Origin of the sequence: Mesonia aquimarina (genome assembly GCF_003667275.1) — a bacterium.
In the GTDB taxonomy this organism is placed as follows: domain Bacteria; phylum Bacteroidota; class Bacteroidia; order Flavobacteriales; family Flavobacteriaceae; genus Mesonia; species Mesonia aquimarina.
Window position 1 is genome coordinate 161,117 of sequence record NZ_RCNV01000005.1, and the last position, 26,060, is coordinate 187,176.

26 protein-coding genes and 1 tRNA gene are annotated in these 26,060 nt (G+C 34.6%); 5 read left to right on the forward strand and 22 right to left on the reverse strand.

Annotation, left to right across the window (positions count from 1 at the left end; genetic code table 11):
* Positions 1-56: 56 nt before the first annotated feature.
* From D9R05_RS08730 to D9R05_RS08765, 8 genes are all read right to left on the reverse strand, one after another.
* Positions 57-782 carry a porin family protein gene (locus D9R05_RS08730; protein ID WP_121666845.1) on the reverse strand — a complete coding sequence of 242 codons (726 nt, stop codon included), beginning with the start codon at positions 780-782 and terminating at the stop codon, positions 57-59.
* A gap of 80 nt (positions 783-862) precedes the next feature.
* Positions 863-1,345: an ExbD/TolR family protein gene (locus tag D9R05_RS08735; RefSeq protein WP_121666846.1), complete on the reverse strand. Its 483-nt coding sequence runs from the start codon at positions 1,343-1,345 to the stop codon at positions 863-865.
* 22 nt (positions 1,346-1,367) lie between these two features.
* Positions 1,368-1,982: an ExbD/TolR family protein gene (locus D9R05_RS08740; RefSeq protein ID WP_121666847.1), complete on the reverse strand. Its 615-nt coding sequence runs from the start codon at positions 1,980-1,982 to the stop codon at positions 1,368-1,370.
* 4 nt (positions 1,983-1,986) lie between these two features.
* The gene (locus D9R05_RS08745) at positions 1,987-2,427 is read right to left on the reverse strand and encodes a hypothetical protein (RefSeq protein ID WP_121666848.1); all 441 of its coding nucleotides are present in this window, start codon (positions 2,425-2,427) and stop codon (positions 1,987-1,989) included.
* Between the two features lie 26 nt (positions 2,428-2,453).
* A complete protein-coding gene (locus tag D9R05_RS08750) occupies positions 2,454-3,254 on the reverse strand; it encodes a MotA/TolQ/ExbB proton channel family protein (RefSeq protein WP_121666849.1) in 801 nt (266 codons plus the stop codon).
* A 75-nt stretch (positions 3,255-3,329) separates the two neighbouring features.
* Positions 3,330-3,417, reverse strand: a tRNA-Ser gene (locus D9R05_RS08755).
* Between the two features lie 75 nt (positions 3,418-3,492).
* On the reverse strand, positions 3,493-4,521 hold the full coding sequence (locus D9R05_RS08760; RefSeq protein ID WP_121666850.1) for an asparaginase: 1,029 nt from the start codon (positions 4,519-4,521) through the stop codon (positions 3,493-3,495).
* Positions 4,518-5,288 (reverse strand): TatD family hydrolase, encoded by a 771-nt coding sequence (locus D9R05_RS08765; protein WP_121666851.1) that lies wholly within the window; start codon positions 5,286-5,288, stop codon positions 4,518-4,520. Before D9R05_RS08765 ends, D9R05_RS08760 begins: the two co-directional genes overlap by 4 nt.
* Positions 5,289-5,417: 129 nt before the next feature.
* Between D9R05_RS08765 and D9R05_RS08770 the strand changes: the two genes are divergently transcribed.
* A complete protein-coding gene (locus D9R05_RS08770; protein WP_121666852.1) occupies positions 5,418-5,855 on the forward strand; it encodes a retropepsin-like aspartic protease in 438 nt (145 codons plus the stop codon).
* Positions 5,856-5,908: 53 nt separating this feature from the next.
* On the opposite strand, the gene odhB is transcribed toward D9R05_RS08770, so the two are convergent.
* From odhB to D9R05_RS08785, 3 genes are all read right to left on the reverse strand, one after another.
* Entirely contained in the window at positions 5,909-7,159 is a 1,251-nt protein-coding gene (gene odhB / locus D9R05_RS08775) for a 2-oxoglutarate dehydrogenase complex dihydrolipoyllysine-residue succinyltransferase (RefSeq protein WP_121666853.1), read from the reverse strand.
* 39 nt (positions 7,160-7,198) lie between these two features.
* Positions 7,199-9,973 (reverse strand): 2-oxoglutarate dehydrogenase E1 component, encoded by a 2,775-nt coding sequence (locus D9R05_RS08780; RefSeq protein ID WP_121666854.1) that lies wholly within the window; start codon positions 9,971-9,973, stop codon positions 7,199-7,201.
* A gap of 124 nt (positions 9,974-10,097) precedes the next feature.
* The gene (locus D9R05_RS08785; protein WP_121666886.1) at positions 10,098-11,072 is read right to left on the reverse strand and encodes a polyprenyl synthetase family protein; all 975 of its coding nucleotides are present in this window, start codon (positions 11,070-11,072) and stop codon (positions 10,098-10,100) included.
* 135 nt (positions 11,073-11,207) lie between these two features.
* Between D9R05_RS08785 and D9R05_RS08790 the strand changes: the two genes are divergently transcribed.
* Genes D9R05_RS08790 through D9R05_RS08805 form a run of 4 tightly spaced genes read left to right on the forward strand, consistent with a single transcriptional unit; the run spans position 11,208 to position 17,830 of the window.
* Entirely contained in the window at positions 11,208-11,810 is a 603-nt protein-coding gene (locus D9R05_RS08790) for a TetR/AcrR family transcriptional regulator (RefSeq protein ID WP_162984932.1), read from the forward strand.
* Complete coding sequence (locus D9R05_RS08795; RefSeq protein ID WP_121666856.1) at positions 11,807-13,180, forward strand: TolC family protein; 1,374 nt, start codon at positions 11,807-11,809, stop codon at positions 13,178-13,180. Before D9R05_RS08790 ends, D9R05_RS08795 begins: the two co-directional genes overlap by 4 nt.
* Before the next feature lie 10 nt (positions 13,181-13,190).
* Positions 13,191-14,351 carry an efflux RND transporter periplasmic adaptor subunit gene (locus tag D9R05_RS08800; RefSeq protein ID WP_121666857.1) on the forward strand — a complete coding sequence of 387 codons (1,161 nt, stop codon included), beginning with the start codon at positions 13,191-13,193 and terminating at the stop codon, positions 14,349-14,351.
* 2 nt (positions 14,352-14,353) lie between these two features.
* Positions 14,354-17,830, forward strand: a complete 3,477-nt coding sequence (locus tag D9R05_RS08805; protein WP_121666858.1) for an efflux RND transporter permease subunit — start codon at positions 14,354-14,356, stop codon at positions 17,828-17,830.
* Between the two features lie 56 nt (positions 17,831-17,886).
* Here the strand turns inward: D9R05_RS08805 and D9R05_RS08810 are convergent, their stop codons facing one another.
* The 11 genes from D9R05_RS08810 to D9R05_RS08860 all read right to left on the reverse strand — a co-directional run bounded on the left by D9R05_RS08810 (position 17,887) and on the right by D9R05_RS08860 (position 26,059).
* Positions 17,887-18,594: a T9SS type A sorting domain-containing protein gene (locus tag D9R05_RS08810; protein ID WP_121666859.1), complete on the reverse strand. Its 708-nt coding sequence runs from the start codon at positions 18,592-18,594 to the stop codon at positions 17,887-17,889.
* Positions 18,595-18,695: 101 nt separating this feature from the next.
* Complete coding sequence (locus tag D9R05_RS08815) at positions 18,696-19,637, reverse strand: DUF3078 domain-containing protein (protein ID WP_121666860.1); 942 nt, start codon at positions 19,635-19,637, stop codon at positions 18,696-18,698.
* Positions 19,638-19,718: 81 nt separating this feature from the next.
* Positions 19,719-20,231 carry a DUF2480 family protein gene (locus tag D9R05_RS08820; protein ID WP_121666861.1) on the reverse strand — a complete coding sequence of 171 codons (513 nt, stop codon included), beginning with the start codon at positions 20,229-20,231 and terminating at the stop codon, positions 19,719-19,721.
* A 23-nt stretch (positions 20,232-20,254) separates the two neighbouring features.
* Complete coding sequence (locus D9R05_RS08825) at positions 20,255-20,581, reverse strand: SUF system Fe-S cluster assembly protein (protein WP_121666862.1); 327 nt, start codon at positions 20,579-20,581, stop codon at positions 20,255-20,257.
* Between the two features lie 170 nt (positions 20,582-20,751).
* Positions 20,752-21,129, reverse strand: a complete 378-nt coding sequence (locus tag D9R05_RS08830) for a SufE family protein (protein ID WP_121666887.1) — start codon at positions 21,127-21,129, stop codon at positions 20,752-20,754.
* Positions 21,130-21,179: 50 nt separating this feature from the next.
* Entirely contained in the window at positions 21,180-21,593 is a 414-nt protein-coding gene (locus D9R05_RS08835) for an META domain-containing protein (RefSeq protein ID WP_121666863.1), read from the reverse strand.
* Positions 21,590-22,801: an aminotransferase class V-fold PLP-dependent enzyme gene (locus tag D9R05_RS08840; RefSeq protein ID WP_162984933.1), complete on the reverse strand. Its 1,212-nt coding sequence runs from the start codon at positions 22,799-22,801 to the stop codon at positions 21,590-21,592. Before D9R05_RS08840 ends, D9R05_RS08835 begins: the two co-directional genes overlap by 4 nt.
* A gap of 18 nt (positions 22,802-22,819) precedes the next feature.
* A complete protein-coding gene (locus D9R05_RS08845) occupies positions 22,820-23,464 on the reverse strand; it encodes an outer membrane beta-barrel protein (RefSeq protein ID WP_121666865.1) in 645 nt (214 codons plus the stop codon).
* A gap of 4 nt (positions 23,465-23,468) precedes the next feature.
* Positions 23,469-24,785, reverse strand: a complete 1,317-nt coding sequence (gene sufD, locus D9R05_RS08850) for a Fe-S cluster assembly protein SufD (RefSeq protein ID WP_121666866.1) — start codon at positions 24,783-24,785, stop codon at positions 23,469-23,471.
* 83 nt (positions 24,786-24,868) lie between these two features.
* Complete coding sequence (sufC, locus tag D9R05_RS08855; protein ID WP_121666867.1) at positions 24,869-25,624, reverse strand: Fe-S cluster assembly ATPase SufC; 756 nt, start codon at positions 25,622-25,624, stop codon at positions 24,869-24,871.
* A gap of 6 nt (positions 25,625-25,630) precedes the next feature.
* A complete protein-coding gene (locus D9R05_RS08860) occupies positions 25,631-26,059 on the reverse strand; it encodes a hypothetical protein (RefSeq protein WP_121666868.1) in 429 nt (142 codons plus the stop codon).
* Position 26,060 lies beyond the last annotated feature (1 nt).

The window sequence follows — 26,060 nt, forward strand, 5'->3', positions numbered from 1 at the left end:
TCAATTAATATTGAAGTTCTCAAATCGAGAAAATAGCAATATTAACACCGTTCGCGCTAAAGAATATAAAACATAAAACCTAGCTTAAAAGTATTGAGTCCGATATCATCTTGAGTACCTGTGATTTTACCATCAAAAAATGAATTAAGGCTATAATAAACGTGAAAGTTAAAAGTATTATAACCAAACGTAAAAGCTAGACCGGTACGCCACCTGTTGAGTTCGGGTACCTTTGTTTGCTTTATTTGTACATTCCCATTCTTAAAATTAGATTTAAAATAATAAATATACCCCATCCGCACTCCGGCATAAATACGCCAGAACTTATGCGATGTGGGATTAGAAGTACGCCATCTAAACTGTAGAGGTACCTCTACTAAATAAGTAGTGTATCGATTAGTGTCATAATCAATATCACCATCAATAGGCTCGAAGATAGAATTTCCTTCAGGATCTTCAGAGATCATTAAGTTTAGTCCATAGGTATTTACTGACCAACCTAGACCAGCACCAAAAGCAATATTTCGTGCTTTGTTAATAGGCATATCTCGAATAAAACCGGCATGCAAACCACCGGAAAACCCTGATTGGTCAACTCCTGTAGGTGTATTTGTAATTAAGTTAAAGCTAAGCCCTAAATAAAACTGATCTTCACGATAAAGACTATCAATTTTTGTTTCTCCAACAACAATAGAGTCTTGTTCGGTTTCCTGTTCAATTTGTGCGATTACAGGAAGAGCAGCAAATAGAAAAAATAAAGTGAAAAAAAGTAACTTTTTCATAGGGAAAAGGTAGCGAATATCTTAAACAAAAAAACGAGCTTTTATAGTAAAAGCTCGTTTTCATTAATACTACAATAAATTTATTTTAAGTTCTGTGAAGCTTCACCTGTTTTGGTTGTGTAATTTACACGATAAGCTTCAGCTCTTCTTAACTCATATTTAATGTCAGAAACCATACCCATATTAGTTTCTTCATCAATTTTTAAAGCGGTTGTTAATTTATCTTGCAGTTCTTCACGTTTAGATTCTCTTTCTTCCAAAATAAACTGCTGGATATCACTGATATTGGCAAATTTATCATTTAATTGAACACGAGATTCTGTACCAAATTGACCTTGGTAACGCTCACTAGGTTTCCCGGCGTAGATATACATAATTAAATCTTTCTTTTGCAGTTTTTCTACTTGATCTGCATAAGGAAGTTCGTTTTCAATCATTAATGTAGTATCTCTCATTACCGTAGCTACCATAAAAAAGAACAGCAACATAAATACAATATCCGGCAGCGATGCTGTAGATATTGCGGGTAAATCACCACTTTTTTTCTTTTTAAATTTAGACATAATTAGCTTTTATTAGTCTGAATTAATTTCTCTTCTTAGGTTCAGCTTCCGAGAGTTTCATTGGAAACATTTCTCTTATCACCTTGATATTTTCCTCAAGTTGCGCTTTATTCCCATCGTAATCCGGACTGTTAAAATCCTCTTCCATTTTACTAAAAGAAGTTCCGAAAAGACGTTCCGCTTCTCTATTTCTAAGGAAATTATATGCTGCTGTTAACTCATTTCTAACAGCAATATACATTCCGTAATCAGTTTCACGGTCGTTTTGTAAAGAAATAATTGCTTTCACCGGATTATCTGATGATTCAGGATCATTTGCTCCTTGACAATATTCACAAGTTTCCTTTCCTTGTCCGCCTCCGTTATCTAAAAAAGCAATTGCTTCTTCACGAAGGTCAACAAGTTCCATTTTATCATCTTCAACAAAAAGTTGATTTCCTCCGTTAATTAACACAAGAAAAATATTCTTTTGCTTTACTGGAGGTGGATCCTGTGGTTCCTCTTCAATTGGCGGCAATTTACTATTCAAGCCCTTATCGGTTTCAATAGTAGTTGTCACCAAGAAGAAAATTAACAGCAGGAAGGCAATATCTGCCATAGAACCTGCATTTACTTCTGGTGCCGATCTCTTTGCCATAATATTATTTACTTAATTTTTTTACTCCTGAAAAAATCATTGCTCCAACAGCAATTCCTGCTAAAATATAGAATGTACGTAAGCCCATATTTACAATGGTAACCCCTCCGCTAGATAGCATTTCGCCATTATTCATTTCTACAGGTGTTGTTTCTCCAGGAATTAAATAAGCAATAAAAAGAATTACTGCAAAAGCACCTATAGATAGCAATGTATTTTTAACATTTCCTGTAAATAAGTCTTTAAGTACAAAAATTAATACTAAGACTAATACAGCAACAATCACCGCATAAGTTAAATAAATAAGCGGATTAATCATGCTTGCCTGCAAATCTGCAGAGCCTTCAATTGCATCATCACCTTCGATTACAATTCTTGCAAGAAAAATCAAACCGATAACACCGATGACGATGGCTAAATATTTTAAAACTTTATGTAAAGTCATAATAGTTATTATCTAATTATAAAAAATTATCCTCTTTTCTTGTAAGCTACAAGAATATCAATTAAAGTAATTGATGCATCTTCCATATCATTTACAATACTATCGATTTTTGCAATGATATAGTTATAGAAAATCTGAAGAATAACAGCTACAATAAGACCAAATACCGTTGTTAACAGTGCAATTTTAATACCACCTGCTACCAAAGAAGGTTGCATATCTCCAGCTGCCTCAATTCTATCAAAGGCTTCAATCATACCTAATACAGTACCCATAAACCCAAGCATTGGTGCAAGAGCAATAAATAAAGAAACCCAAGATACGTTTTTCTCTAACTGTCCCATTTGAACTCCTCCGTAGGCTACAACCGCTTTTTCTGCAGACTCTATACTTTCATCTGCACGATCTAAACCTTGATAGTAGATAGAAGCAACAGGTCCTTTTGTATTTCTACAAACCTCTTTTGCAGCTTCAACACCGCCACTATTTAAAGCATCTTCTACATTTTGAGCTAATTTCTTTGAATTTGTAGTCGATAAGTTCAAATAAATGATACGCTCAATGGCAATTGCCAATCCAAGAATTAAACATAAAAGTACAATCCCCATAAATACAGGTCCACCTTCTATGAAACGCTTCTTTAACGTCTGATGGAAACTTAATTTTTCATCAGTTTGCTCTTCTGCAGTAGCTGCCTGTTCATCATCTTGAACAAAGTTAGCAGTAACAGCAGATGGAAACGCATTTACACTATTTGTCGCGTTCGCAGTAAGGCCTCCGAAGACCATAATTGTAGCGATTACCAGAATAGAAAATAATCTTTTCATTACGTTTTGTCTTAATTTAATTAGTTAAAGGGTTAAATATATATAAAAAATCTTAGTTATTAAAAATGTATCTAGCAGAGAGGAAGGGATTCGAACCCTCGATACGCTATTAACGCATACACACTTTCCAGGCGTGCGCCTTCGACCGCTCGGCCACCTCTCTATTCATACAAGTTTTATAAAGGGCTGGCAAATAACAAAAAAAAAATTAGTCCTTCAAATATGCTACGTTAATTTTTCATAACATTTCACCACGAAGTGATGTTTCAAAAATAGTCTTAAACACTTTTGACGATAATTCTTTTGGTAACAAATACATCATTTTTGCCACTGCCGACTCTGTGGTGATGTCTTTTCCTGAAATTACCCCTATCTCTTCTAAGCGCGTACTTGTTGCATAATGTCCCATAACTACACTACCTCCAATACACTGGGTAACATTAACAATAAGAATGCCGTTTTTTATAGCTTTATCTAAAAGATTGATAAACCAATCTTCATTACAAGCGTTTCCGCTTCCATATGTTTCTAACACAATCCCCTTTAAACCTTTTGCTGAAATCAATTGATTAATAATATTTTCATTAATGCCCGGAAATAATTTTAGCACCATTATATTATTATCCAATTCTTTATGGACAATTAATTTTTTTCGGCGGTTGGCTTTTTTAATCATTGCCTCGTTAATATCTAAATGAACCCCTGATTCTGCCAAAGCCGGATAATTTAAAGAACTAAATGCCTGAAAATGTTCGGCATTAATTTTTGTTGTTCGGTTGGCACGATACAACTTATATTCAAAATAAAGTCCGACTTCTGACAACACATTTTTGCCATTCTTTTTTAAACCCGCTAATTGAATAGAGGTAATGAGGTTTTCTTTAGCATCAGTTCTCAAATCGCCAATAGGTAATTGAGAACCTGTAAAAATGATGGGTTTATTTAAATTCTCAAACATAAAACTTAATGCAGAAGATGAATACGACATGGTATCGCTTCCGTGAAGAATCACAAAGCCGTCGTAGGTTTCATAACTCTCTTCGATGATTTCTGCTATCTTTAAGTAGTATTCGGGATTCATGTTTGATGAATCTATCGGATTTTCAAAGCTTACGGTTTCAATTTCATGGTCTAATAGTTTTAATTCGGGAATGCTTTGAAGCAATTCATCAAAATTAAAAGGTCGCAAAGCACCGGTTTCAAAATCTTTGATCATCCCGATAGTTCCTCCGGTGTATACCAATAATATTTTTGAGTTATTTATCATGATAAGCCGAATATTTTTTCAGCATTTGCCGAAGTTATTGTTGCTATTTCCTCTTTAGAAATACCATAAATTTCTGCCAACTTTTTTTGAACATTCACTATATAACTGCTTTCATTTCGTTTTCCGCGAAATGGTGTGGGTGCTAAATAAGGAGAATCGGTTTCTAACACAATTTTACTTAAATCAATTTCATCTAAAAACTGATCAATTTTACCGTTCTTAAAAGTTGCTACTCCTCCTATTCCTAAAAGCATATTATAAGACAAGGCTTGCTTTGCTTGTATTAAGGTTCCTGTAAAACAATGAAAAATACCATATAAATCTGGAGATTTTTCTTCTTCTAAAATTTGAAAAATCTCATCAAATGCTTTTCTACAGTGAATTACTATTGGCAATTTATATTTTTTTGCTAATTGAATTTGCTTTCTAAACGCATCTTGCTGTATCGCTAAGGTAGATTTATCCCAATGCAAATCGATACCAATTTCACCGATAGCCACAAAATTACGTTGCTGAATTTGCTCTTCAACATGCGCCAATTCTTCTTTATAATTTTCTTGCACTGAAACCGGGTGCAAGCCCATCATTAAATACATACGATCCGGATAAGCTTTTTCAAGCGCATACATTGCTGCTGTTGTTGCTGAATCTATAGCGGGTAAGAAAAACTTTTCTACACCGGCATCAATGGCTCTTTCTATAACTTCTTGACGATCTTCTTCAAAAGCATCGCTATATAAATGCGTATGGGTATCTATTAATTTCATGCTGCAAAGCTAAGAAGTCTTCTGCAAATTCGGCAAACTTCCCTTCATTATAATTATCTGCTAAGCGCTATCGCCTTTTAAATTTTAAGTTTAATTAAATTCTTCGGTTATCTTTGCCAAAAAAAAGTAATGCCTAGTTTAAGAAATCTTTTAACAGATAAAGGTTACCAACGGATAAAACTAACCATCACCGCTACCAACCATCTAGAACTTTCTGCGGAAATAAACGGGATAAAAGGAAATTTTATTTTAGATACCGGCGCTTCCAGTTCTTGTGTAGGAACCGATGCAGTAGAATACTTCAATCTTTTTGCAGAAGATAGCGATATAAAAGCTGCCGGTGCCGGTGCTACGAATATGTTGACGCGAGTTTCTACTAAAAATGTAATGAAAATCGGAAAGTGGAAAAAAAAGAAAATTGATCTGGTTGTTTTTGATTTAAGTCATGTAAATCAAGCCTTAAGCGATCATAATGCTGATACCGTTCATGGAATAATCGGTGCTGATGTCCTTAAAAAAGGAAAAGCGGTAATCGATTATAAAGGAAAATATGTCTACTTAAAATAAAAAAAGCGACTCTTTATTAGGAGTCGCTTTTTTGATATAACAAAATAAGTATCTTAAAGCTCTAAAGCTTTTTTAATATCACCATCCATTAATAATTCTTCAGGGCTTTCTAAGGCTTCTTTAATCGCCACCAAGAAACCTACGGATTCTTTTCCATCAATAATTCTATGATCGTAAGAAAGTGCCAAATACATCATCGGTCTAATTTCAACCTTTCCATCAATTGCTACCGGGCGTTCAAGAATATTATGCATTCCTAAAATACCACTTTGCGGTGGATTGATAATTGGCGTAGAAAGCATCGATCCGAAAACACCTCCATTAGAAATGGTAAACGTACCTCCAGTCATTTCATCTACTGTTATTTTCCCGTCACGAGCACGTAAAGCTAAGCGTTTTACCTCAGCTTCAACTCCTCTAAAACTTAAGTTTTCTGCATTTCTAATAACCGGCACCATTAATCCTTTTGGTCCAGAAACAGCAATACTGATATCTTTATAATCGTATGTGATCATTTCTTTTCCATCAATCATGCTATTTACCGCAGGATACTCATCCAAGGCTCTAACAACCGCTTTGGTAAAGAACGACATGAAACCTAAACTTACGTCATGTTTTTCTTTAAATTCTTCTTTGTATTTTTTTCTTAATTCAAAAATTAGCGACATATCAACTTCATTAAAAGTTGTTAGCATTGCCGTTTCATTTTTAGCTCCCACTAAACGCTCTGCTACCTTTCTACGTAGCATTGACATTTTTTTACGTGTTTCACCTCTTTTCCCGCTACCCGGAGAACCCATAGATGGTTTCGCATTTTCTGCGTCCTCTTTAGTAATTCTTCCGTTTTTACCGGTCCCTTTTACATCCTTAGCCTCAATCTCTTTTTCTGACAAGATTTTTTTTGCCGCAGGAGAAGGAGTTCCTTCAGCATAATTATTATCATCTTGTTTTTGATCTGGAGTAGAAGGCTTAGACGGGGTCTCCTTTTTAGGCTCTAATTTTTCGTCTTCACTTTTTTCTTCATTTGAAGCTTTATCATCTTCATCATCTCCTCCGCCCGGTTTTTCAGCTTCGGTATCAATAAGACAAACAACTTCTCCAACTGCAACAGCATCACCTTCTTCTGCTTTTAAAGTGATAATTCCACTTGCTTCTGCTGGAAGTTCTAATGTTGCCTTGTCGCTGTCTACTTCTGCAATTGCTTGATCTTTCTCAACATAATCGCCATCTTCAACAAGCCATTCTGCTATTTCAACTTCTGTAATAGATTCTCCCGGTGAAGGGACTTTCATTTCTAAAGCCATAATTATATTTATTTCGGTATATCGTAATTTCTAAATTTATTATTCATTTAAACTTTTATCAAAGACACTTTCCATAACACGCTCATGTCTTCTTTTAAATCTCACAGGACTACCTGCGGCAGGAGAACCATAGAATTTTCTACTGCAAACTCTGAAGTCTTTAGCTTCTTTTAAATGTAAAAGCAAATGACTGTAAGCACCCATATTTCTAGGTTCTTCTTGTGCCCAAACCAGATCGTCTGCGTTTTCGTATTTCTTTATAATCTCCAAGATTCTTGAGGTAGGCAATGGGAATAATTGTTCAATTCTAACCAAAGCTACATCATCTCTTTCGTTTTCTTCTCTTTTCTTTAAAAGGTCGTAATAAAATTTACCTGTACAAAAAACTAAGCTTTTAATATTCTTAACATCCGCCTCACCATCATCTATTACGGTCTGAAATCTTCCCTCAGCTAATTCTTCTTTTGTTGAAATTACTTTAGAATGTCTCAATAAGCTTTTTGGAGTAAAGATAATTAAAGGCTTCCTGTAACAAGCTTTTACTTGTTTTCTTAACAAATGGAATAAGTTTGCCGGTGTAGTCACATCAGCAACAAACATATTGTCCTTTGCACACAATTGAAGGTAACGCTCCATTCTTGCTGAAGAGTGCTCTGCTCCTTGCCCTTCGTATCCGTGCGGTAAGAGCATAACCAACCCGTTTTGTAACTTCCATTTATCTTCTGCAGCAGAAATATACTGATCGATCATAATTTGCGCTCCATTGCTAAAGTCACCAAATTGTGCTTCCCATAACGCTAAAGTATTTGGACTTGCCATTGCATAACCATAATCAAAACCAACTACTCCATACTCTGACAATAAGGAATTATAAATATAAAATTCTCCTTGATCCTTACTAATATTATTAAGCAATACAACCTCTTCTTCGCTATCTTCAACTTTTAAAACTGCGTGTCTGTGAGAAAAAGTTCCGCGCTCGCAATCTTGACCGGTCATTCTAACATTATACCCTTCAGAAAGTAACGTACCATAGGCTAATAATTCTGCTAAGCCCCAATCCAGTTTATTTTTATCGAAATACATCTTTTTACGCGTATCGGTAAGCTTTTTAAGCTTTCGCATAAATTTTTTGTCTTCCGGTAAATTAGTGATGGTTTCTGCAACCTCACTCAATTTTTCTAGGTCGTAAGAAGTGTCTACCATCTCCATCATATCACTTTCGGTAGCGTAGGTATATCCATCCCACTCTTCTTGCATAATAGGAGTAATTACCGTATTCTCTTCTTTACGAGAACTCTCTAAGTTTTCTTCTAATTTATCTTTGTACTCCTTCTCTAATTTTTTAATATAATCACTATCGATCAGTCCTTCGCTTTGAAGCTTCTTGGCATAAATATCGCGTGTATTATCGTGCTTAGAAATAGCCTTGTATAATTTTGGCTGGGTAAAACGAGGCTCATCACCTTCATTATGACCATATTTTCTATAGCCTAAGAGGTCTATAAAGACGTCTCTTTTAAATTTCATTCTAAAATCAAGCGCAAACAACATTGCATGAACAACCGCTTCTGCATCGTCTGCATTCACATGAAGCACAGGAGAGAGAGTCACTTTACCAACATCTGTACAATAGGTAGATGAACGAGCATCTAAGTAATTTGTAGTAAAACCAATTTGATTATTCACCACAATATGTATTGTTCCTTCTGTTCTATACCCGTCTAACTGCGCCATTTGCACAGTTTCATAAACCACGCCTTGTCCGGCAATTGCAGCATCTCCATGTACAACTATCGGCAACACATGCTCCGGGTTACTTTTATAATGATTATCTTGTTTAGCTCTTGCAATACCTTGCACAACCGGCCCCACCGTTTCTAAATGCGAAGGGTTTGGTGCAATATTTAAGTTTATTTCTTTTCCGCTATCGGTTTTTCTACAAGAAGTCCACCCCAAGTGATACTTTACATCCCCATCAAACACTTCTTGCTCGTAGTCTTTTCCATCAAACTCACTGAAAATATCTTTTGCGCTTTTTCCAAAAATATTGGTTAAGGTGTTTAATCGGCCTCGGTGCGCCATTCCCATAACAAATTCTCGAACTCCTCTTTCTGCAGCTTCTTCAATTAAAGCATCTAAAGCCGGAATTAAAGTTTCTCCGCCTTCTAACGAAAAACGTTTTTGCCCTACATATTTTGTATGCAGAAAAGCTTCAAAAGAAACAGCTTCATTCAGTTTTTTTAGAATTTGCTTTTTCTTTTGCTCATCGAATTTTGGATGATTTTCATTGATGTTTAAGCGCTTCTGAATCCATTGCACCTCTTCAGGCTTCCGAATATACATATATTCAACCCCAATAGCGTCGCAATAAATTCTTTCTAAATGATCAATTATTTCTTGTAGCGAACTTGTGCCAATCCCTAAAATTTCTCCTGCGCTAAACTTGGTATCTAAATCCTCTTTAGAAAGCCCAAAGTTCTCAATGGCTAACGTAGGTTCGTATTTTCTACGTTCTCTAACAGGGTTTGTTTTGGTAAACAAATGACCTCTGGACCTGTACCCATCGATAAGCTGCACGACCTGAAATTCTTTTCTGACACTATCTGGAATGGCAATCTGCGTATTACTAGATTGCTCTGTTCCATTAGTTTGCCCTAAGATCTCTTCTTCTCCTAGCGTTTTACCGAAGTCAAACCCTTGAAAAAAGGCTCTCCAGCTAGGTTCAACACTATCAGGGTATTGCAGGTATTGATCGTATAATTCTGCGAAGTAAGCGGTGTGTGCCGCATTTAGAAATGAAAATTGATCCATAAGAGGAATTACTGTTGTGTTTTTTTAAACAAAACAAAAATACAATTTTTACTAAAATTAGCAGCTACCTAAACATAAATTTATCTTATATGGTATAAGATTTTCTAACACTGCGTTATTTTTGTTAAACTTTGCGTGTCATTAATGAATTTCCAAAGTCTTTTAAAAGCTGCTTTTTTTCTTCTTGAATATTCATTTGCTCCAGCATTTTAAAGGCTTTTTCGGTATAGCGTTCAATTTCTATTTGTGTACTTTTTGCCGCACCGCTTAATTCGAAAATATTTTTTACTGTTTCTATTTTCTGAGAAGCATCTCTTGGAGCAATTGTATACAAATGTTCTAATTGTCTAGCTTCTCCTACACTAGACTGCTCTATAGCTTTTAGATATAAAAATGTTTTTTTGTTTTCAATGATATCGCCACCTACCTGTTTTCCGAATTTCTTGGGATCGCCAAAAGCATCTAAAAAATCATCTTGCAATTGAAAAGCAATTCCTAATAAACAACCAAACTCATAAATCTGCTCTTTACAAGCATCACTTACATCAGCGACAATTGCTCCCATTTCTAAAGAGGCCCCTACTAAAACAGCCGTTTTATACCTAATCATCTTGATGTACTCTTCTATACTTACATCATCTCGCGTTTCAAAATCAACATCGTATTGTTGGCCTTCACAAACTTCTATCGCTGTTCTTGTAAAAAGTTTTGCCATTTGCTTAAATGTATCTCCCGCGTAATTCTCAAAGAGTTGATACGCATTAATCAACATCGCATCTCCTGATAGAATTGCCGTATTCACATTCCATTTTTCGTGTACGGTTTCTTGCCCTCTTCTTAACGGAGCATCGTCCATAATATCGTCATGTACTAACGAAAAATTATGAAAAACTTCAATTGCCAAAGCAGCATCGAGTGCCTTTTTATAAGGTGTCCCAAAAAGTTCTGCTGAAAGTAAAACCATTACCGGACGCAAACGCTTTCCGCCAAGATTTAAAATATAGAGTATAGGATCGTAAAGCCCTACCGGCTCTTTTGCAATTACTTTTTTTTCTAAATGCGCTAAAAATTCTGATCGGTAAAAAGAAATATCGTGCATACGGGGCAAAAATTTTCGGCTAAAATACCACATTTCGATGAATTTTAAAGGCTCTTTTAAATGAATGTAAATATTTCAAAAAAACCACGGAAACTTTTTTTGTTTTTAAAGTTTCTGTGTAATTTTGCCGCAATTATGAAAGAAAAAATTTTAAACAAAGCTACCGAATTATTTACACGATTAGGATTTAAAAGTGGGACGATGGACGATATTGCTCAAGAATTAGGCATCTCTAAAAAAACCATTTATACCCATTTTCCAAACAAATCTAAACTTGTTGAATCTTGCGCCAAAGATCTTTTTTGCAATATCAGTGACGGTGTAGCAGAAATCATTAATAAAAACCACAATCCCATAAAGGAGCATTTTCTCATTCACAAATATGCATTGAATAAGCTGAAAGAAGAAAAAGAATCAACACAGCATCAATTGCGAAAATATTATCCAAAAATTGAGCAAAAGATGCGAAAGCAAAAGCTTGAATTGATGCGTAAACAGGTGATAAACAACCTAAAAAGAGGAAAAAAGCAAGGCTATTATAGAGATGATATTGATATTGAGGTTGTGTTTCAATTTTATTATATGACGCTAGAAGGAATTAAGAACAGCGATATTTTCTCGGTAAAAAAATATACTATTCCCTTTATACTCAAACATTTTTTAGAATATCACTTCAGAGCAATTGCCTCAGAAAAAGGTTTAACATATATCAATCATTTAAAAAATAAAGACTTATGAAAATAAAACTCGGCATAGTATTGCTATGTTTTGGTTTTTTAGCAAATGCGCAAAATACTGAATTTAACAGCCAACAAGAGTACTCTTTCAGCTTAAAAGAAGCTATAGAATATGCGCTAGACAGCAGTTACACTGCAATTAATGCCCGTAGAGATATTGCGGCAGCCATTAAAAGAAAATGGGAAACCACCGCAGATGGACTCCCACAAATTGATGCGAATATAGATTATACAAACAATTTAAAGCAACCGGTACAGCTTTTACCAGCAGAAATTACCGGCGGTCCTCCGGGTACTTTTATACCGGTCGTTTTTGGAACGCAACAACAAATGTCGGCTTCGGCAACCGCCAACCAGCTATTGTTTGACGGCTCCTATATTGTGGCGGTTAGAGCTTCTAAAACTTTTTTAGAATACACGAACACCACTGCCGAAAAAACTGCCTTAGAAATAAGACAGAATGTAATTGACGCTTATGGCAATGTTTTGGTTTCTCAAGATCTGGTTGATATTTTAGAACAAGATAAAGCTACGTTAGAAAAGAATCTGGAGGAAACCACTGCTATGTTTGAAAATGGTTTGCAAGAAGAAGAAAGTGTAGAACAACTACAAATCACTTTTTTACAAATTAGCAACGAACTTAGAAATGCTAAACGCTTGGTAAGCATCACTAAAGAAATGTTTAATCTAACCATGGGGATTCCGTTAGAAAATGACATCATTTTAACAGACGATTTAGATTCCTTAGCTGAAGAAAATATTAGCTTAGAATTATTAAATGCTTCTGTTGAAATTGAAGAAAACCTAGACTATAAACTTGCTAGAAATTTAACCGAGCAACGCGAACACGAGTTGAATTTAGAAAAGAGTAAGGCGCTTCCGCGTTTATCTACTTTTATCAATTACAGCACAAATAGTTTTAGTCAAGAGTTTACTTTTTTAAATGACAACCAACAGTGGTTTCAATCTTCTGTATGGGGCGTAAATTTAACTATTCCTATTTTTAGTTCACTTCAGCGTAGCGCCAGAACCGCGCAAGCCAGAATTGCTTTAGATCAAGCCAACACAGAATTTGAACAAGCAAAAGAACAAATTAGGCTTCAGGTAAAACGTGCAAAAAACGATTATCAATTTGCCGTAGAAAAGTATAGAACTGCTAAAAAGAATCTGGAATTAGCCGAACGAATTGAAAATAAAAATCAATTAAAATTTACAGAAGGGCTTGCTTCAAGTTTTGATTTACGCCAAGCGCAAACGCAACTTTACACCACACAACAAACTCTTTTACAATCGATGCTAGATTTACTAAATGCAAAAGCTGCATTAGAAACAGCATTAAACACACCTCAACTAAATTTCACCAACAATTAAAATAAGTCCGATGAAAAAGTTCCTAGCATTAACCTTAATTACCCTTAGCGTAATTTCTTGCGGAAAGAAAGAAAAATCTATAGACGATATTATTTCTGAAGGAAATCTTACTGAAATACGAGCAAAAAAGTCTGAACTACGAACAGAACAAAATGAAATTTCAGATAAAATTGAACGCCTTAATGAAGAAATTGAAAAGTTAGATAAAAGTAAATCATACCCTTTAGTTACCGTTCAAAAACTAAACGACACCTTATTTAAACATTATGTAGAAGTACAAGGTGATGTAGAAACCGATGAAAATATTATAATTTACCCTGAATTTTCCGGAGTGTTGACACAAGTTTTTGTAGAAGAAGGTCAGCGTGTAAATAAAGGACAAACCCTAGCAAAAATTGATGATGGTGGTTTGTCGAGTCAATTATCTCAAGCCGAATCACAATTATCACTTACCAAGACTACTTTTGAACGTCAATCGCGTTTATGGGATAAAAAAATTGGTTCAGAAATTCAATATTTAGAATCTAAAACCAATTTTGAAGCGCAACAAAAAGCGGTAGATCAACTTAGGGCTCAATTAGCAAAAACGATTGTCAAAGCGCCTTTTAGCGGTGTAATTGACAAAGTGATTTCAGACCAAGGACAAGTAGTTTCTCCAGGCCAAAACCAGTTGTTTAGATTAGTTAATTTAAGCGATATGTATATTACTGCAGAAATTCCGGAAAATTACCTTGGTAAAATAAATAAAGGAAGTGAAGTCTTGGTTGAAATAAGCTCTATCGGTAAAGAATTTGAAGGAGAAGTTGAGCAAGTTTCAGATTTTGTAAATCCGAATAACCGAAGCTTTTCTGTAAAAATATCGGTTCCAAACCCAAAAGGAATGGTAAAGCCAAATTTAATTGCCACCGTTAAATTAAACGATTATACCTCAGAAAAAGCAATTTTAATACCACAAAGTATTTTACAAGAAAATGCTCAAGGAGAAAGTATTACTTATTATATAGAGCCAAAAAACGATTCTGTAAATGTCGCTAAAAAAGCAATTTTAAAAACAGGCTTAGCCTATGATGGTAAAATTGAAGTTTTAGAAGGTTTAAAAGAAGAGCAAAAAATTATTGTAGAAGGAGCTAGAACTATTCGTGAAGGACAAGAAGTAAAAATAAACCAATAACCATGGCCAATAAAAACACACAAAAAGAATTTCCAGTTTCTTCCTGGGCCATCGACAATAAAATGACGGTCTTTGTAATCATTGCTATTGTAATGATTGGCGGGTTGCTTTCGTATTACAGCATGCCTCGCGAAGCGTTTCCGGAAATTGTAGAAACAAAAATATATGTTAGCTCCGTTAATCCGGGAAACTCAGCAGAAGACGTTGAGAAGTTTATTACAGAACCTTTAGAAGAAGAGTTTAATGACATTGCAGGAATTAAAGAGATAACCTCTACAACCTTACAAGATTACTCCATTGTAATTGTAGAGTTTGAAGAAGATATTGAAGTTCCCGATGCTAAGCAAAAAGTAAAAGACAAAGTAGATTTGGTGAAAGCCGAAACTACTTGGCCAACCTTAGATAATGGCGCCAAGGTAGAACCCAATGTTTTTGACTTGAATATTTCTGAAGAGCAACCCATTTTAAATATCAACCTAACGGGAAATTACACCGTTCAGCAATTAAAAGATTACGCCGAACATTTACAGGATAAAATAGAACTACTTCCCCAAATAAAAGAAGCCACTATTCGCGGTGCTGAAGAAAAAGAAGTAGAAATCGCTGTAAATGTTTATAAGATGACGGCTTCTAAAGTTAGTTTTGATGACATTATTAATTCTGTGAGAATGGAAAACAAAACCATCTCTGGCGGAAATATTACCGAAAATGGCGTTGAAAAGAACATTCGAGTTATTGGTGAAATTGAAGAGCCACAAGAACTAGGAGATGTAGTTGTAAAAAGAGATGACGGAGTAGTTTATCTAAAAGATATTGCTGTAATAAATTTTCAAGAAAAAGACCCTACAACTTTTGCCAGAGAATACGGAGACCCGGTAGTAATGCTTGATATAAAAAAACGTGCCGGAAAAAACATGATTGAAGCCGTGGAAGAAATCAAGCAAATTGTAGAAACCGAACAAGAAAATTATTACCCGGAAGATCTACATATTTCGCTTTCTAACGACCAGTCCATTAAAACCGAAAACCAAGTAAACGATTTGGTCAATAATATCATTTTCGGTGTTATTTTAGTAGTAGGTGTTTTAATGTTTTTCTTAGGTTTTAGAAATGCGCTTTTTGTAGGTATTGCTATTCCTCTTTCTATGTTTCTTTCTTTTATTGTGCTTTCTAGTTTAGGTTTTACGCTAAACACAATGGTACTTTTTGCCTTAGTTATGGGACTGGGAATGCTAGTAGATAACGGAATTGTGGTTGTTGAAAACGTCTACTCACTCATGAGTGAAGGCATGCCTAGAATAAAGGCAGCAAAACAAGGCTTAGGAGAAATCGCATGGCCTATTATTGCATCTACCGCTACTACCCTAGCCGCGTTTTTTCCTTTAGGATTATGGCCGGGAACAATCGGTAAATTCATGGTCATCTTCCCGATTACCTTATCCATTGTTTTAGGTTCTTCATTGTTTGTAGCATTGATCATAAATTCTATGTTAACCTCACAATACATGGCGATCAACGAAAAAGAAGCCAAGCAAAAAAGAGTAATTCGCCTAAGTATTATTTTTGCGATTGTTGGTATTGTATTTCTCGTAGCAGGTTTTATGTTACCTTCAGGCATATTACGTGGTTTAGGAAATTTAATTCTATTTATCATAATAATGGTTTGGGTGTACCGTAAAATTTTAAAACAAGCAGTACATTACTTCCAATATAAATCCTTAAAAAAGTTAGAAAGCTTTTATGAGCGCTTTTTAAAATTCGCTTTACGCGGAAAAAAAGCCTATCTATTTTTCTTCGGAACTTTAGGCGTTTTAATCTTCAGTTTTGTTTTGGTAGGGATTGCCCAGCCTAACGTATTGTTTTTTCCTGAAAATCAACCCAATCAGATTATTACTTATATAGAATATCCTGAAGGAACTGCTATTGAAAAGACCAATAAACTAACCAAAAAGATTGAAGAGCGCATTTTTGAAAGCATCAAAAAATATGAGGATGAAGATGGGTATAACTATATGGTAGAATCTGCTATTTCTCAAGTAGGTGAAGGTGCCGGAAACCCTCAAACCGATGGTGGTCAGCAAAATGAAATGCCTCATAAAGGTAAGATTACACTTTCTATGCGCGAATTTAACGAACGACGCGGTGTAAAAAGTAGTACTGTTCTTTCTGAAGTAAGAGAAGCTGTAAAAGGTTTTCCCGGAGCATCTGTAATTGTTGAAAAAGACGCTGCAGGTCCGCCTGCGGGTTACCCAATTAACATTGAAGTAAGCGGAGAAGATTATAATAAAATGCTTGCGGAAGCAGAACAATTACGCTCATTCATTCAAGAACTAAGCATTGAGGGAATTGAAGAATTAAAAGTTGACGTCAATAAAGCTAAACCCGAATTAGATGTTCGCGTAGACCGTAAAAAAGCAGGTCGCCTTGGAGTTTCCACCGTTTCTGTTGGTCAAACCTTACGAAGAGCTATTTATGGGGAAGAAATTTCTACCTTTAAGGAAGGAGAAGATGACTATGAAATTAATGTTCGTTTTAATGAAGATTTCAGGTATCAAGAAAACGCTATTTTTAATCAACCTATTACTTTCAAAAATCAGAATACGGGTGAACTGATTCAAGTACCGATTTCTGCATTAGTTACCAAAAAGCCTACAGCAACTTTCAGCTCTATTAAACGTAAAGATTTAAAACGAGTTATTACTGTCTATTCAAATGTTTTAGAAGGATATAATGGTAACGAGATTGTAAATCAAATAAAAAAAGAGCTTAAAAACTATGAAACGCCAACCGGAATCAATTTTAAATTTACCGGTGAACAAGAAGAGCAAGAAAAGAACATGAACTTCTTAATAAAAGCGCTATTAATTGCTTTAGGAGGAATTTTACTGATTCTTGTAGCACAGTTTAACTCCCTCTCTAAACCTGTTATTATTTTAATGGCAGTATTGTTAAGTTTAGGTGGCGTGTTTTTAGGACTGGTTAGCTTTCAAATGGATTTTGTGATTATCATGACGATGATGGGAATCATTTCACTGGCCGGAATTGTAGTGAATAACGCTATTGTTTTAATTGATTATACGCAAATTTTAATCGACAGAAAAAAAGAAGATCTTGGCTTAGCCGATGAAGACTACTTAACCAAAAAACAATATTTTGAGGTTATTGTAGCCGGTGGTAAATCAAGATTACGTCCTGTTTTATTAACGGCTATCACCACTGTTTTAGGTTTAATTCCATTAGCTGCTGGACTAAACATTGACTTTTTCTCATTGTTCATAGATTACGACCCAAAAATTTATATTGGTGGAGACAACGTGATCTTCTGGGGACCATTAGCGTGGACGGTAATTTTTGGACTTACCTTTGCAACATTCTTAACTTTAGTAGTTGTTCCGGTAATGTTCTATTTAAGTAACCGTGGAAAAATTAAATTTAGACAAAAAAGAGGAAAGCCTTTACAAGCTTCTATAGAAAATTAAAAATATAAAAGCCCGCCTATAAAAAAATTATAGGCGGTTTCTTTTTGTTACAACTACTACTGCTTTACAATTTTCTGTATACTTTTTCCTGTTTTATTTTTAATGTGGACAAAATAAAGCCCACTGGAAAGTTTTGAAATATCATAAGAGTGTTGCGCTTCTTTAAAATACAACACTTCTTTTCCCTTAAGAGAAAAAATACGTACTGATGTAACTTTTTCACCGGACTGCATTGTTACCTGAAAGCTGTTGGTTGTAGGATTAGGGTACAAGCTAAACACCACTATTTCTTTATCGCCAACCGCAAGTTGTTGGTTACGGTAAATGGCTTGATTGCCAATTTCATTCTCAATAGTAAGAATAACGTCTGTCCCATCTTGGCTAAATGAATAAGTATACACATGGTTCTCTAAAGGAGGTTCACTAAATATAAATACATCTTGGGTATAGCTGTTTTCAAACTGCTGATTTGAGGAATTGCTACAAGAGCCTAAAGTACTCGATGCATAGGTTACATAAAAACTATTTGGGTTAGTTGAATATTCTAATTCTGCATCAAAATAATTGCACACAGTAGTTACAAACCAACCATTTTCAAAAATGGCTGTAATTTCATTCACTTCACTATTAAGTGCGGGATTTTGAATGGTTTGCCCGCCAATAATTAACTTCTCTAAATACCAGGTATGGTCTTCTAAAGGGGCTATTTGTGCTACGCTGTTAAAACTTAATAAACAAATGAGTATTTTTATAATTGTTTTCATGGTTATTGGAGTTGGTTAGTGTTATAAAGCTACATAAAAAAGCATCAAAAAAAAAGACTGCCTTTTCAGACAGCCTTTTCTTATTGGAATTTTAAACTAAATTATTCTTCAGGGTTTAATTTATAGGTTAAACCAACACCCAAAACTTCTCTAACCTGAAAGGCTCTAACAGCGTTATCGTCATAAATTGTTTGAAAAATAAAGCTTGCTGAAAGAAAACTATTCACTTTCATATTTAGGTTCATGGTATAATCTAAATCAACGTTTTGTAGATCTTCTAAATAGTTAGAATAAAGGTTTATAATATTTTCCATGGTAACATTTTCAACCAACGTAAATTTTGCATATCCGTTGATGGAAGCACCAAATTCAAAACGTGTTGATTCGCCTCGATCTACACCAAAGTAATCTCCATCTACATAACCCGGAACTGTTGTAAAGCGATCATCAACAAAAATAAAACGAGCCGTTGCCGGGGCTATATTCACTTTTAAGTTGTCGTTTTTCTTCCATAAAAAACCAGGACCAAACTGTAAATATCCAGGCGACATAAACTTTGTATATTCTGTTCTCTCTACACGTGTACCAATTACATCTCCGGTAAGAGGATCTGTAATTTCAATATCGTTATACTCGTAGCCTTCTTGAAACTGTGTTTTAAAGTTTACAAAGAAAGAGTAAAACCAATTAGATTCATTAATTTGTTTACCCGCTACAGAATTTATCTCAAGGCGGTCGTTTGTTTTACGCGTAAAATTTTCGTTATCATTTTTAGTAAGACCAAAATCAGCTAAAAAAGTATTATCCCAGGTAAAATCTCCTTTACGATAATTTAGACTGTAGCTAATATTTACATTACCGGCGTAGTTAGAAGTTCCTCCTCCTTGCCACTCTTCGTTAAAAGCAGCTTGGTTAAATAATAAAGAAAAATCTCCAGATTGTTGCCAACCTTGTTTTGGTTCTTCGTTTTCGTCACTATCTTGAGCAAAAACGGTAGCAATTGCCCCTAAAAATAATGCTAGACTAAGTATGCTTTTTTTCATAAACAATAAATTTTTTGATTTGATATTGTTTACAAAGTTAAGCTATTTAGTGAATTGAAGGTTAAGGAGACTTAAATTCAGTTATTTTTTTGGTTTTTTATAAAGCGGAACCGAAGAGCAAGCTTCACCAAACATTAAACTTTTTACTACCGGCTGAAGTTTTTGAATAATTTGAATATAAGCGTTATCCGGTACCGGTTTATTAGAACAGCCCTTTACGATAACAGGTAAACCTTGAAATTCAGAAACATCTAATTGATTGATAATTTCCTGATAAATTGATGATTCTAAACCGGTTAAATTCCCTAAAACTACTTTTTTTGCATATGGTTCCAATTCAGCCGTAATCAACATAAACGCCCATACCGGCACAATAGCGTCTGAACTGCACGTAAGGGCAACAAAGTTATCTTGATAAACAGACCAATTGTGATCTTTTACAGCTTGCCGAAATTCTTTTTCGCGTAACACAAAACCTTCGTAGAGCCAATCTTTAAGATCGAAAAGTATACGTTCTCCTTTGGGATAATGATCTTCTAAGTTGAAGGTTTTTAACTTACTATTTGCTACTCGATTTACAATCTCTTCAGGCATAAAAATTAATTTCTGATATTATACTATAACATTCCGAGTTCTAGCTTGGCTTCTTCACTCATTAAATCTTGAGACCAAGGCGGATCGAAGGTTAATTCTAACTCGCAATCGTTTACCATATCAATAGACTTCACACGCTCTTCTACTTCTTGCGGAAGACTTTCTGCAACCGGGCAGTTTGGCGTGGTTAAGGTCATTAAAATTTTTACATCAAGATTTTCATTGACAAAAACATCGTAAATCAATCCTAATTCATATATATCCACAGGAATTTCAGGATCATAAATTGTTTTTAAAACTCTAACAATTTTTTCACCTAATTCGTTGGTATCTATTTTTTTTTCTTCCATTTTTTTTGTTTTTAGGTTAATAGTTTTTTAGTTGGATAGTTCTTAGTTTACTTACTTTTAGAATTCAAGTGTTTTTTTGATATACTGAAAAAAGTACTGATGACTATAAAAACTAGCTCCTTATTGCACTATCAAACTATTAGACTATCAAACTATTGGTCTGTAAAAAACTACTCTACTTTAGTTTGATATGCCAAAGCATACATTTTTAGTTGCTTAATCATACTTACTAATCCGTTTGCACGGGTAGGCGACAAATGCTCTTTTAAGCCAATTTCATCGATAAAATCTGTGTCAGCTTCTAAAATTGCTTTTGGCGATTGATTTGAAAACACTCTAATTAATATGGCAATAATCCCTTTTGTAATTACAGCATCGCTATCAGCAGTAAAAACAACTTTATCATCTTCCATATTGGCATGAACCCAAACTTTACTTTGGCAGCCTTTAATAATATTTTCTTCGGTTTTGTATTGCTCATCAATAATAGGAAGTGATTTACCCAGCTCTATCATATACTCATAGCGCTGCATCCAATCGTCAAACATTGCAAACTCATCTACAATTTCTTCCTGTATTTTTTTTATTGTACTCAAATCTACTCTTGTTTAGTTAAACTTGCTTTTACAAGTGTTTTTTGGGCATCGTTTTTTAATTCAAGCGTTTTCCCATCAAATTTATAATGTGTAATCTTGTCAAAACTTGACAGTAGATTTTGCTCAATTTTCATCCCTTGAGCACACATTTTTCTTGTAGAAACAACTTTGCTGATTTCAAGTTTTGTATTTTCAGTTGAATATGTTCCTGTGTAAGAATTACAACCGCCTACACCAGAAATTCTATTTTCTTCGGGTGAAAAATTAATGCTAACCTCTAAAGATTCCACTTTTTGCTGATCGATTTGCACCACTTCAAAATTCATCTGTTTATCAATCATTTTATTTTTAGTGGTTTGACATGCCCCTAAAATCAGTAAAAAACTGAGTATGACAACATTTTTTATTATTTTCATGATAACATAATTTTTGCTCGTTTTACTGCTTTTACAAAACTATCTATTTCACTTTTTGTATTGTAAAATGAAAAAGAAGCGCGAACCGTTCCCGGTATTTTATAATAATCCATGATAGGTTGCGCGCAATGATGACCGGTTCTTACGGCTATTCCTAATTTATCAACAATGGTACCAATATCATACGGATGCATTCCTTCAATATTGAAAGAAATTACGGCTGTTTTTTTAACGGATGTCCCGAAGATTTTCATACCCTCAATTTCCAGTAGTTTTTCAGTCGCGTAAGTCAATAATTCGTGTTCATATTCCGCAATCGTATCAAACCCGATTTCGTGTAAATAATCTATTGCTTTTCCAAAGGCAATACCTCCGCAAATATTTGGTGTTCCGGCTTCAAATTTATGTGGTAGACCAGCGTAAGTTGTTTTCTCAAAACTAACCTGATCTATCATTTCTCCTCCTCCTTGATAAGGTGGCAATTTATTTAACCATTCTTCTTTTCCGTATAAAATACCTACTCCGGTTGGACCGCACATTTTGTGTGCAGAAACCACATAAAAATCGACATCTAATTGCTGAACATCGGCTTGAATATGCGGAGCAGCTTGTGCCCCATCAATTAAAACGGCCGCATTTTTTTGATGTGCTTTTTGTATAATTTCTTCAATCGGATTAATTGTTCCGAGTGCATTTGAAACGTGATTTAAAAAAACCAGTTTTGTTTTCTCAGAAAGCAAATCATAAAAAGTATTCATGTCTAACTCTCCTTCTTCTGTCATAGGGATAACGCGAAGTTTCGCTCCAGTTTTTTGACAAAGCATTTGCCAGGGAACAATATTAGAATGATGTTCTAAAGCAGAAACCAAAATTTCTTCTCCTTTTTTGATTTCTGAAGCAAAACCGTTCGCGACTAAATTAATACCGTGCGTAGTTCCGGAAGTAAAAATTATTTCTTCTTTTTTTTTGGCATTAAAATGCGCGCGTATGGTTTCTCGCGCTTCTTCGTAAGCTTCAGTTGCTTCTTGCGAAAGTGTATGAACTCCACGATGAATATTAGCATTGTACTTCTGATAATAATCAACAATCGCATTAATCACCGTACTTGGCGTTTGTGAGGTTGCGGCATTATCAAAATACACCAGCGGATGCCCATTTACTTTTCGAGAAAGTATCGGAAAATCGACTCTTATTTTTTCGATATTCATAGTGCTAATTTTCATAATTTATTTATTGATTATTGAGGCTAGATTTATATATACATTTAAATAAGCCCCCGCAGTTGAAGTATCGATATTTTCATTATCGATCCAATTACTTAACCCATAATAACCAATGATTTCAGCGCCAATTAACGATGAAAATTGAAGTCCGAACCCTAAATTGGCTCCAATATTCGTGCTTTTATAAAAATTTTCTTCTAATTCAAAGTTATTGCGAGCGTCTTCTTCATTTAAAATGAACGAAAATTGTGGACCCGCTAATAGATAAAAACCTTTTCCGTATTCCTTATTAACATCAAATTTCAACAAAGGTTGAAACTTGATAGCAGATTTCATTACATCCAATTCTGTAGATTCATTATTATCTGAATAAATAAGATACTCATCTACATTTTTACTGTAAAAAAGATTGGCTTTTATTCCGAAAGATTCATTTAACGAGTAATCAAAATATCCGCCAATATTTACAGGGAATCCTTTTTCATTGAAAGGAGAATAACTATCTCCAGCATACAAGTTTTCATCAGCACCATCGGTTTCAACTGAAATATAATTTGCTCCAAAAGATAAACCGTAGCTTATTTTTTGTGCAAAAGCCAAACTAGAGATCAGAAAAAAAAAGAGGAAGCTTAACGTTGAATTTTTCATATTACTACAAATCAAACCCTAAATTTACATTCAGTTTATTCGCGATAAGTTTATTGATTCGTTTTTTTAACTCCGGTATTTTTACACTTTCTAATACATTATTAGCAAAAGCGTACATTAATAACGCTCTAGCTTCTTTAGCGGGAATACCTCTAGATTTTAAATAAAATAACGCCTCTTCATCTAACTGACCAATTGTACAACCGTGACTACACTGCACATCATCTGCAAAAATTTCCAATTGCGGCTTTGAATTAATGGTCGCTTTATCACTCACCAAAATATTATTGTTGCTTTGGTACGCATTAATTTTTTGCGCAATTTTATCTACCAAAACCTTTCCGTTAAATACTCCCACCGCTTTATCATCAAAAATCCCTTTATAATCTTGATGACTCTCGCAATTTGGTTGTGAATGATGAACCAAGGTATTGTGGTCTACGTGCTGTTTTCCTTCAATAATGGTTACGCCATTCATGGTAGAATCTATATGTTCTCCCCTTTGATAGAAGTTAAGATTGTTACGCGTTAATTTTCCGCCAAAAGAAAAGGTATGTACAGAACAATTACTTTCGTCTTTTTGGTCAACGTAGGTATTATCAATTAAAGAGGCAGAAAGTTTATCATTCTGAATTTTATAATAATCTACCATCGCTCTTTTTTCAGCAAAAATCTCGGTTACCGAATTTGTAAAAACCGGATTTTCTGTTAAGCTTTGGTGACGCTCAATAATTTGTACTTGAGAATTCTCTCCCACCACAACCAAGTTTCTAGGCTGAAGCATTAATGCAGCTTCATTTCCCGTAGAAAGATTTAAAATCTGAATAGGTTTGTCTGAAACTGTATTATTTGGAATATGAATAAAAGCTCCTTCACGAGAAAATGCGGTATTTAACGAATTTAAACCATCGTCTGAAGGTGCAATTTTATTGAAATACTTCTCCATAATCTCTTTGTACTTTGGCTTATCTAGAGCCGAAGACATTAAACAAGCATCTATTTTATCGTGCGTTGTTTCTGATAAATGTGAGGAGTAAATTCCATCAATAAAAACAATGGTGTACGCGTCTATATCGTGAATAAAATATTTTTTAACATCACGATATTCAATGGTACTTTCCTTTTTAGGAAAAATGCTATAATCTTCTTTTAAGATTGAATTTAAAGAAGTGTATTTCCAAGCTTCTTCTTTTTTTGTAGGAAATCCTTTTGATTCAAAATTTTTAAGCGCTTTATTTCTAATGGTATGAATATCGCTACTTACATCTACCTGCTCTTCAAAAGCAAAAAAAGAAGAAATTAATTTATCTTTTAAACTCATAGTTTTTTCTTGTTTTCTGGGTTGGCGCAAGTCTATAACTATTGCTATCCCGTTTTGTTAAAAATCGGCTTATTCAGTTTTTATTAAACTGATTTTGCTTCGGTTTTTAACCAATCGTAACCGTGCTCCTCTAACTTATGTGCTAATTCTTTTCCGCCGGATTTTACAATTTTCCCGTCTAATAAAACGTGAACATAATCTGGCACAATATAATTAAGCAAACGTTGGTAGTGTGTAATTACCATTACTGCGTTTTCTTTAGTACGTAATTTATTTACCCCATCAGAAACTATACGCAAAGCATCAATATCTAAACCGGAATCTGTTTCATCTAGAATAGCCAATTTTGGCTCCATCATAGCCATCTGGAAAATTTCGTTACGCTTTTTTTCTCCTCCTGAAAAACCTTCGTTTAACGAACGTGATAAAAACTTACGATCCATTTCTAGCATTTCTGACTTTTCACGGATTTTTTTCAGCATATCTTTTGCCGGCATTTCTTCTAAGCCTTGTGCTTTTCTCGTTTCGTTGATTGCGGTTTTCATAAAATTAGTAACCGAAACACCAGGAATTTCTACCGGATATTGCATCGATAAGAAAATACCATTGTGTGCGCGCTCGTCAACTTCCATTTCAGAGATATCCTCATTTTCAAGAATAATTTCGCCATCAGTCATCTCAAACTCTTCCTTCCCGGCAATTACAGAAGCTAGCGTACTTTTACCAGAACCGTTTGGCCCCATAATAGCATGTACCTCGCCTGCATTAATTTCTAAATTTATTCCTTTTAATATTTCTTTTCCTTCTACACTTGCGTGTAAATTTTTTATCTTTAACATAGTCTCTTATTTAGCTTGTTCTCCCTTAACTCGTATTGTTTTCTCGTCGGAAGGCTCTAATACTTTAATAATTCTTTTAATTTCTACTACTTCATCCCAACCTTCTTCCATTGGGTTTGGTTTTATTTTGGCCTGAATAATTACAGGGACCATATCAAAATCATCACGCTTTAGCTTTTCAACTTGTTCAGATAGTTGAGTTGCCATAGAATCTAAAACCACTCCGTAGATAAAATCGTTTCCTTTAAGAACCGCTGCATCTGCTGTATAAATAAACTCTCCACTTAAAACACTTAAGTCCTTTTTTTGTTTATCATCTGATTCAGTCTTTTGTTCTGTTGAAGTTGATTTTTCTTCCTCTTTTTGTTTGGGATCATTTTTACACCCAACAATTAACATACTTGCAGCAACAAATGCTAATACGTGTTTTTTCATT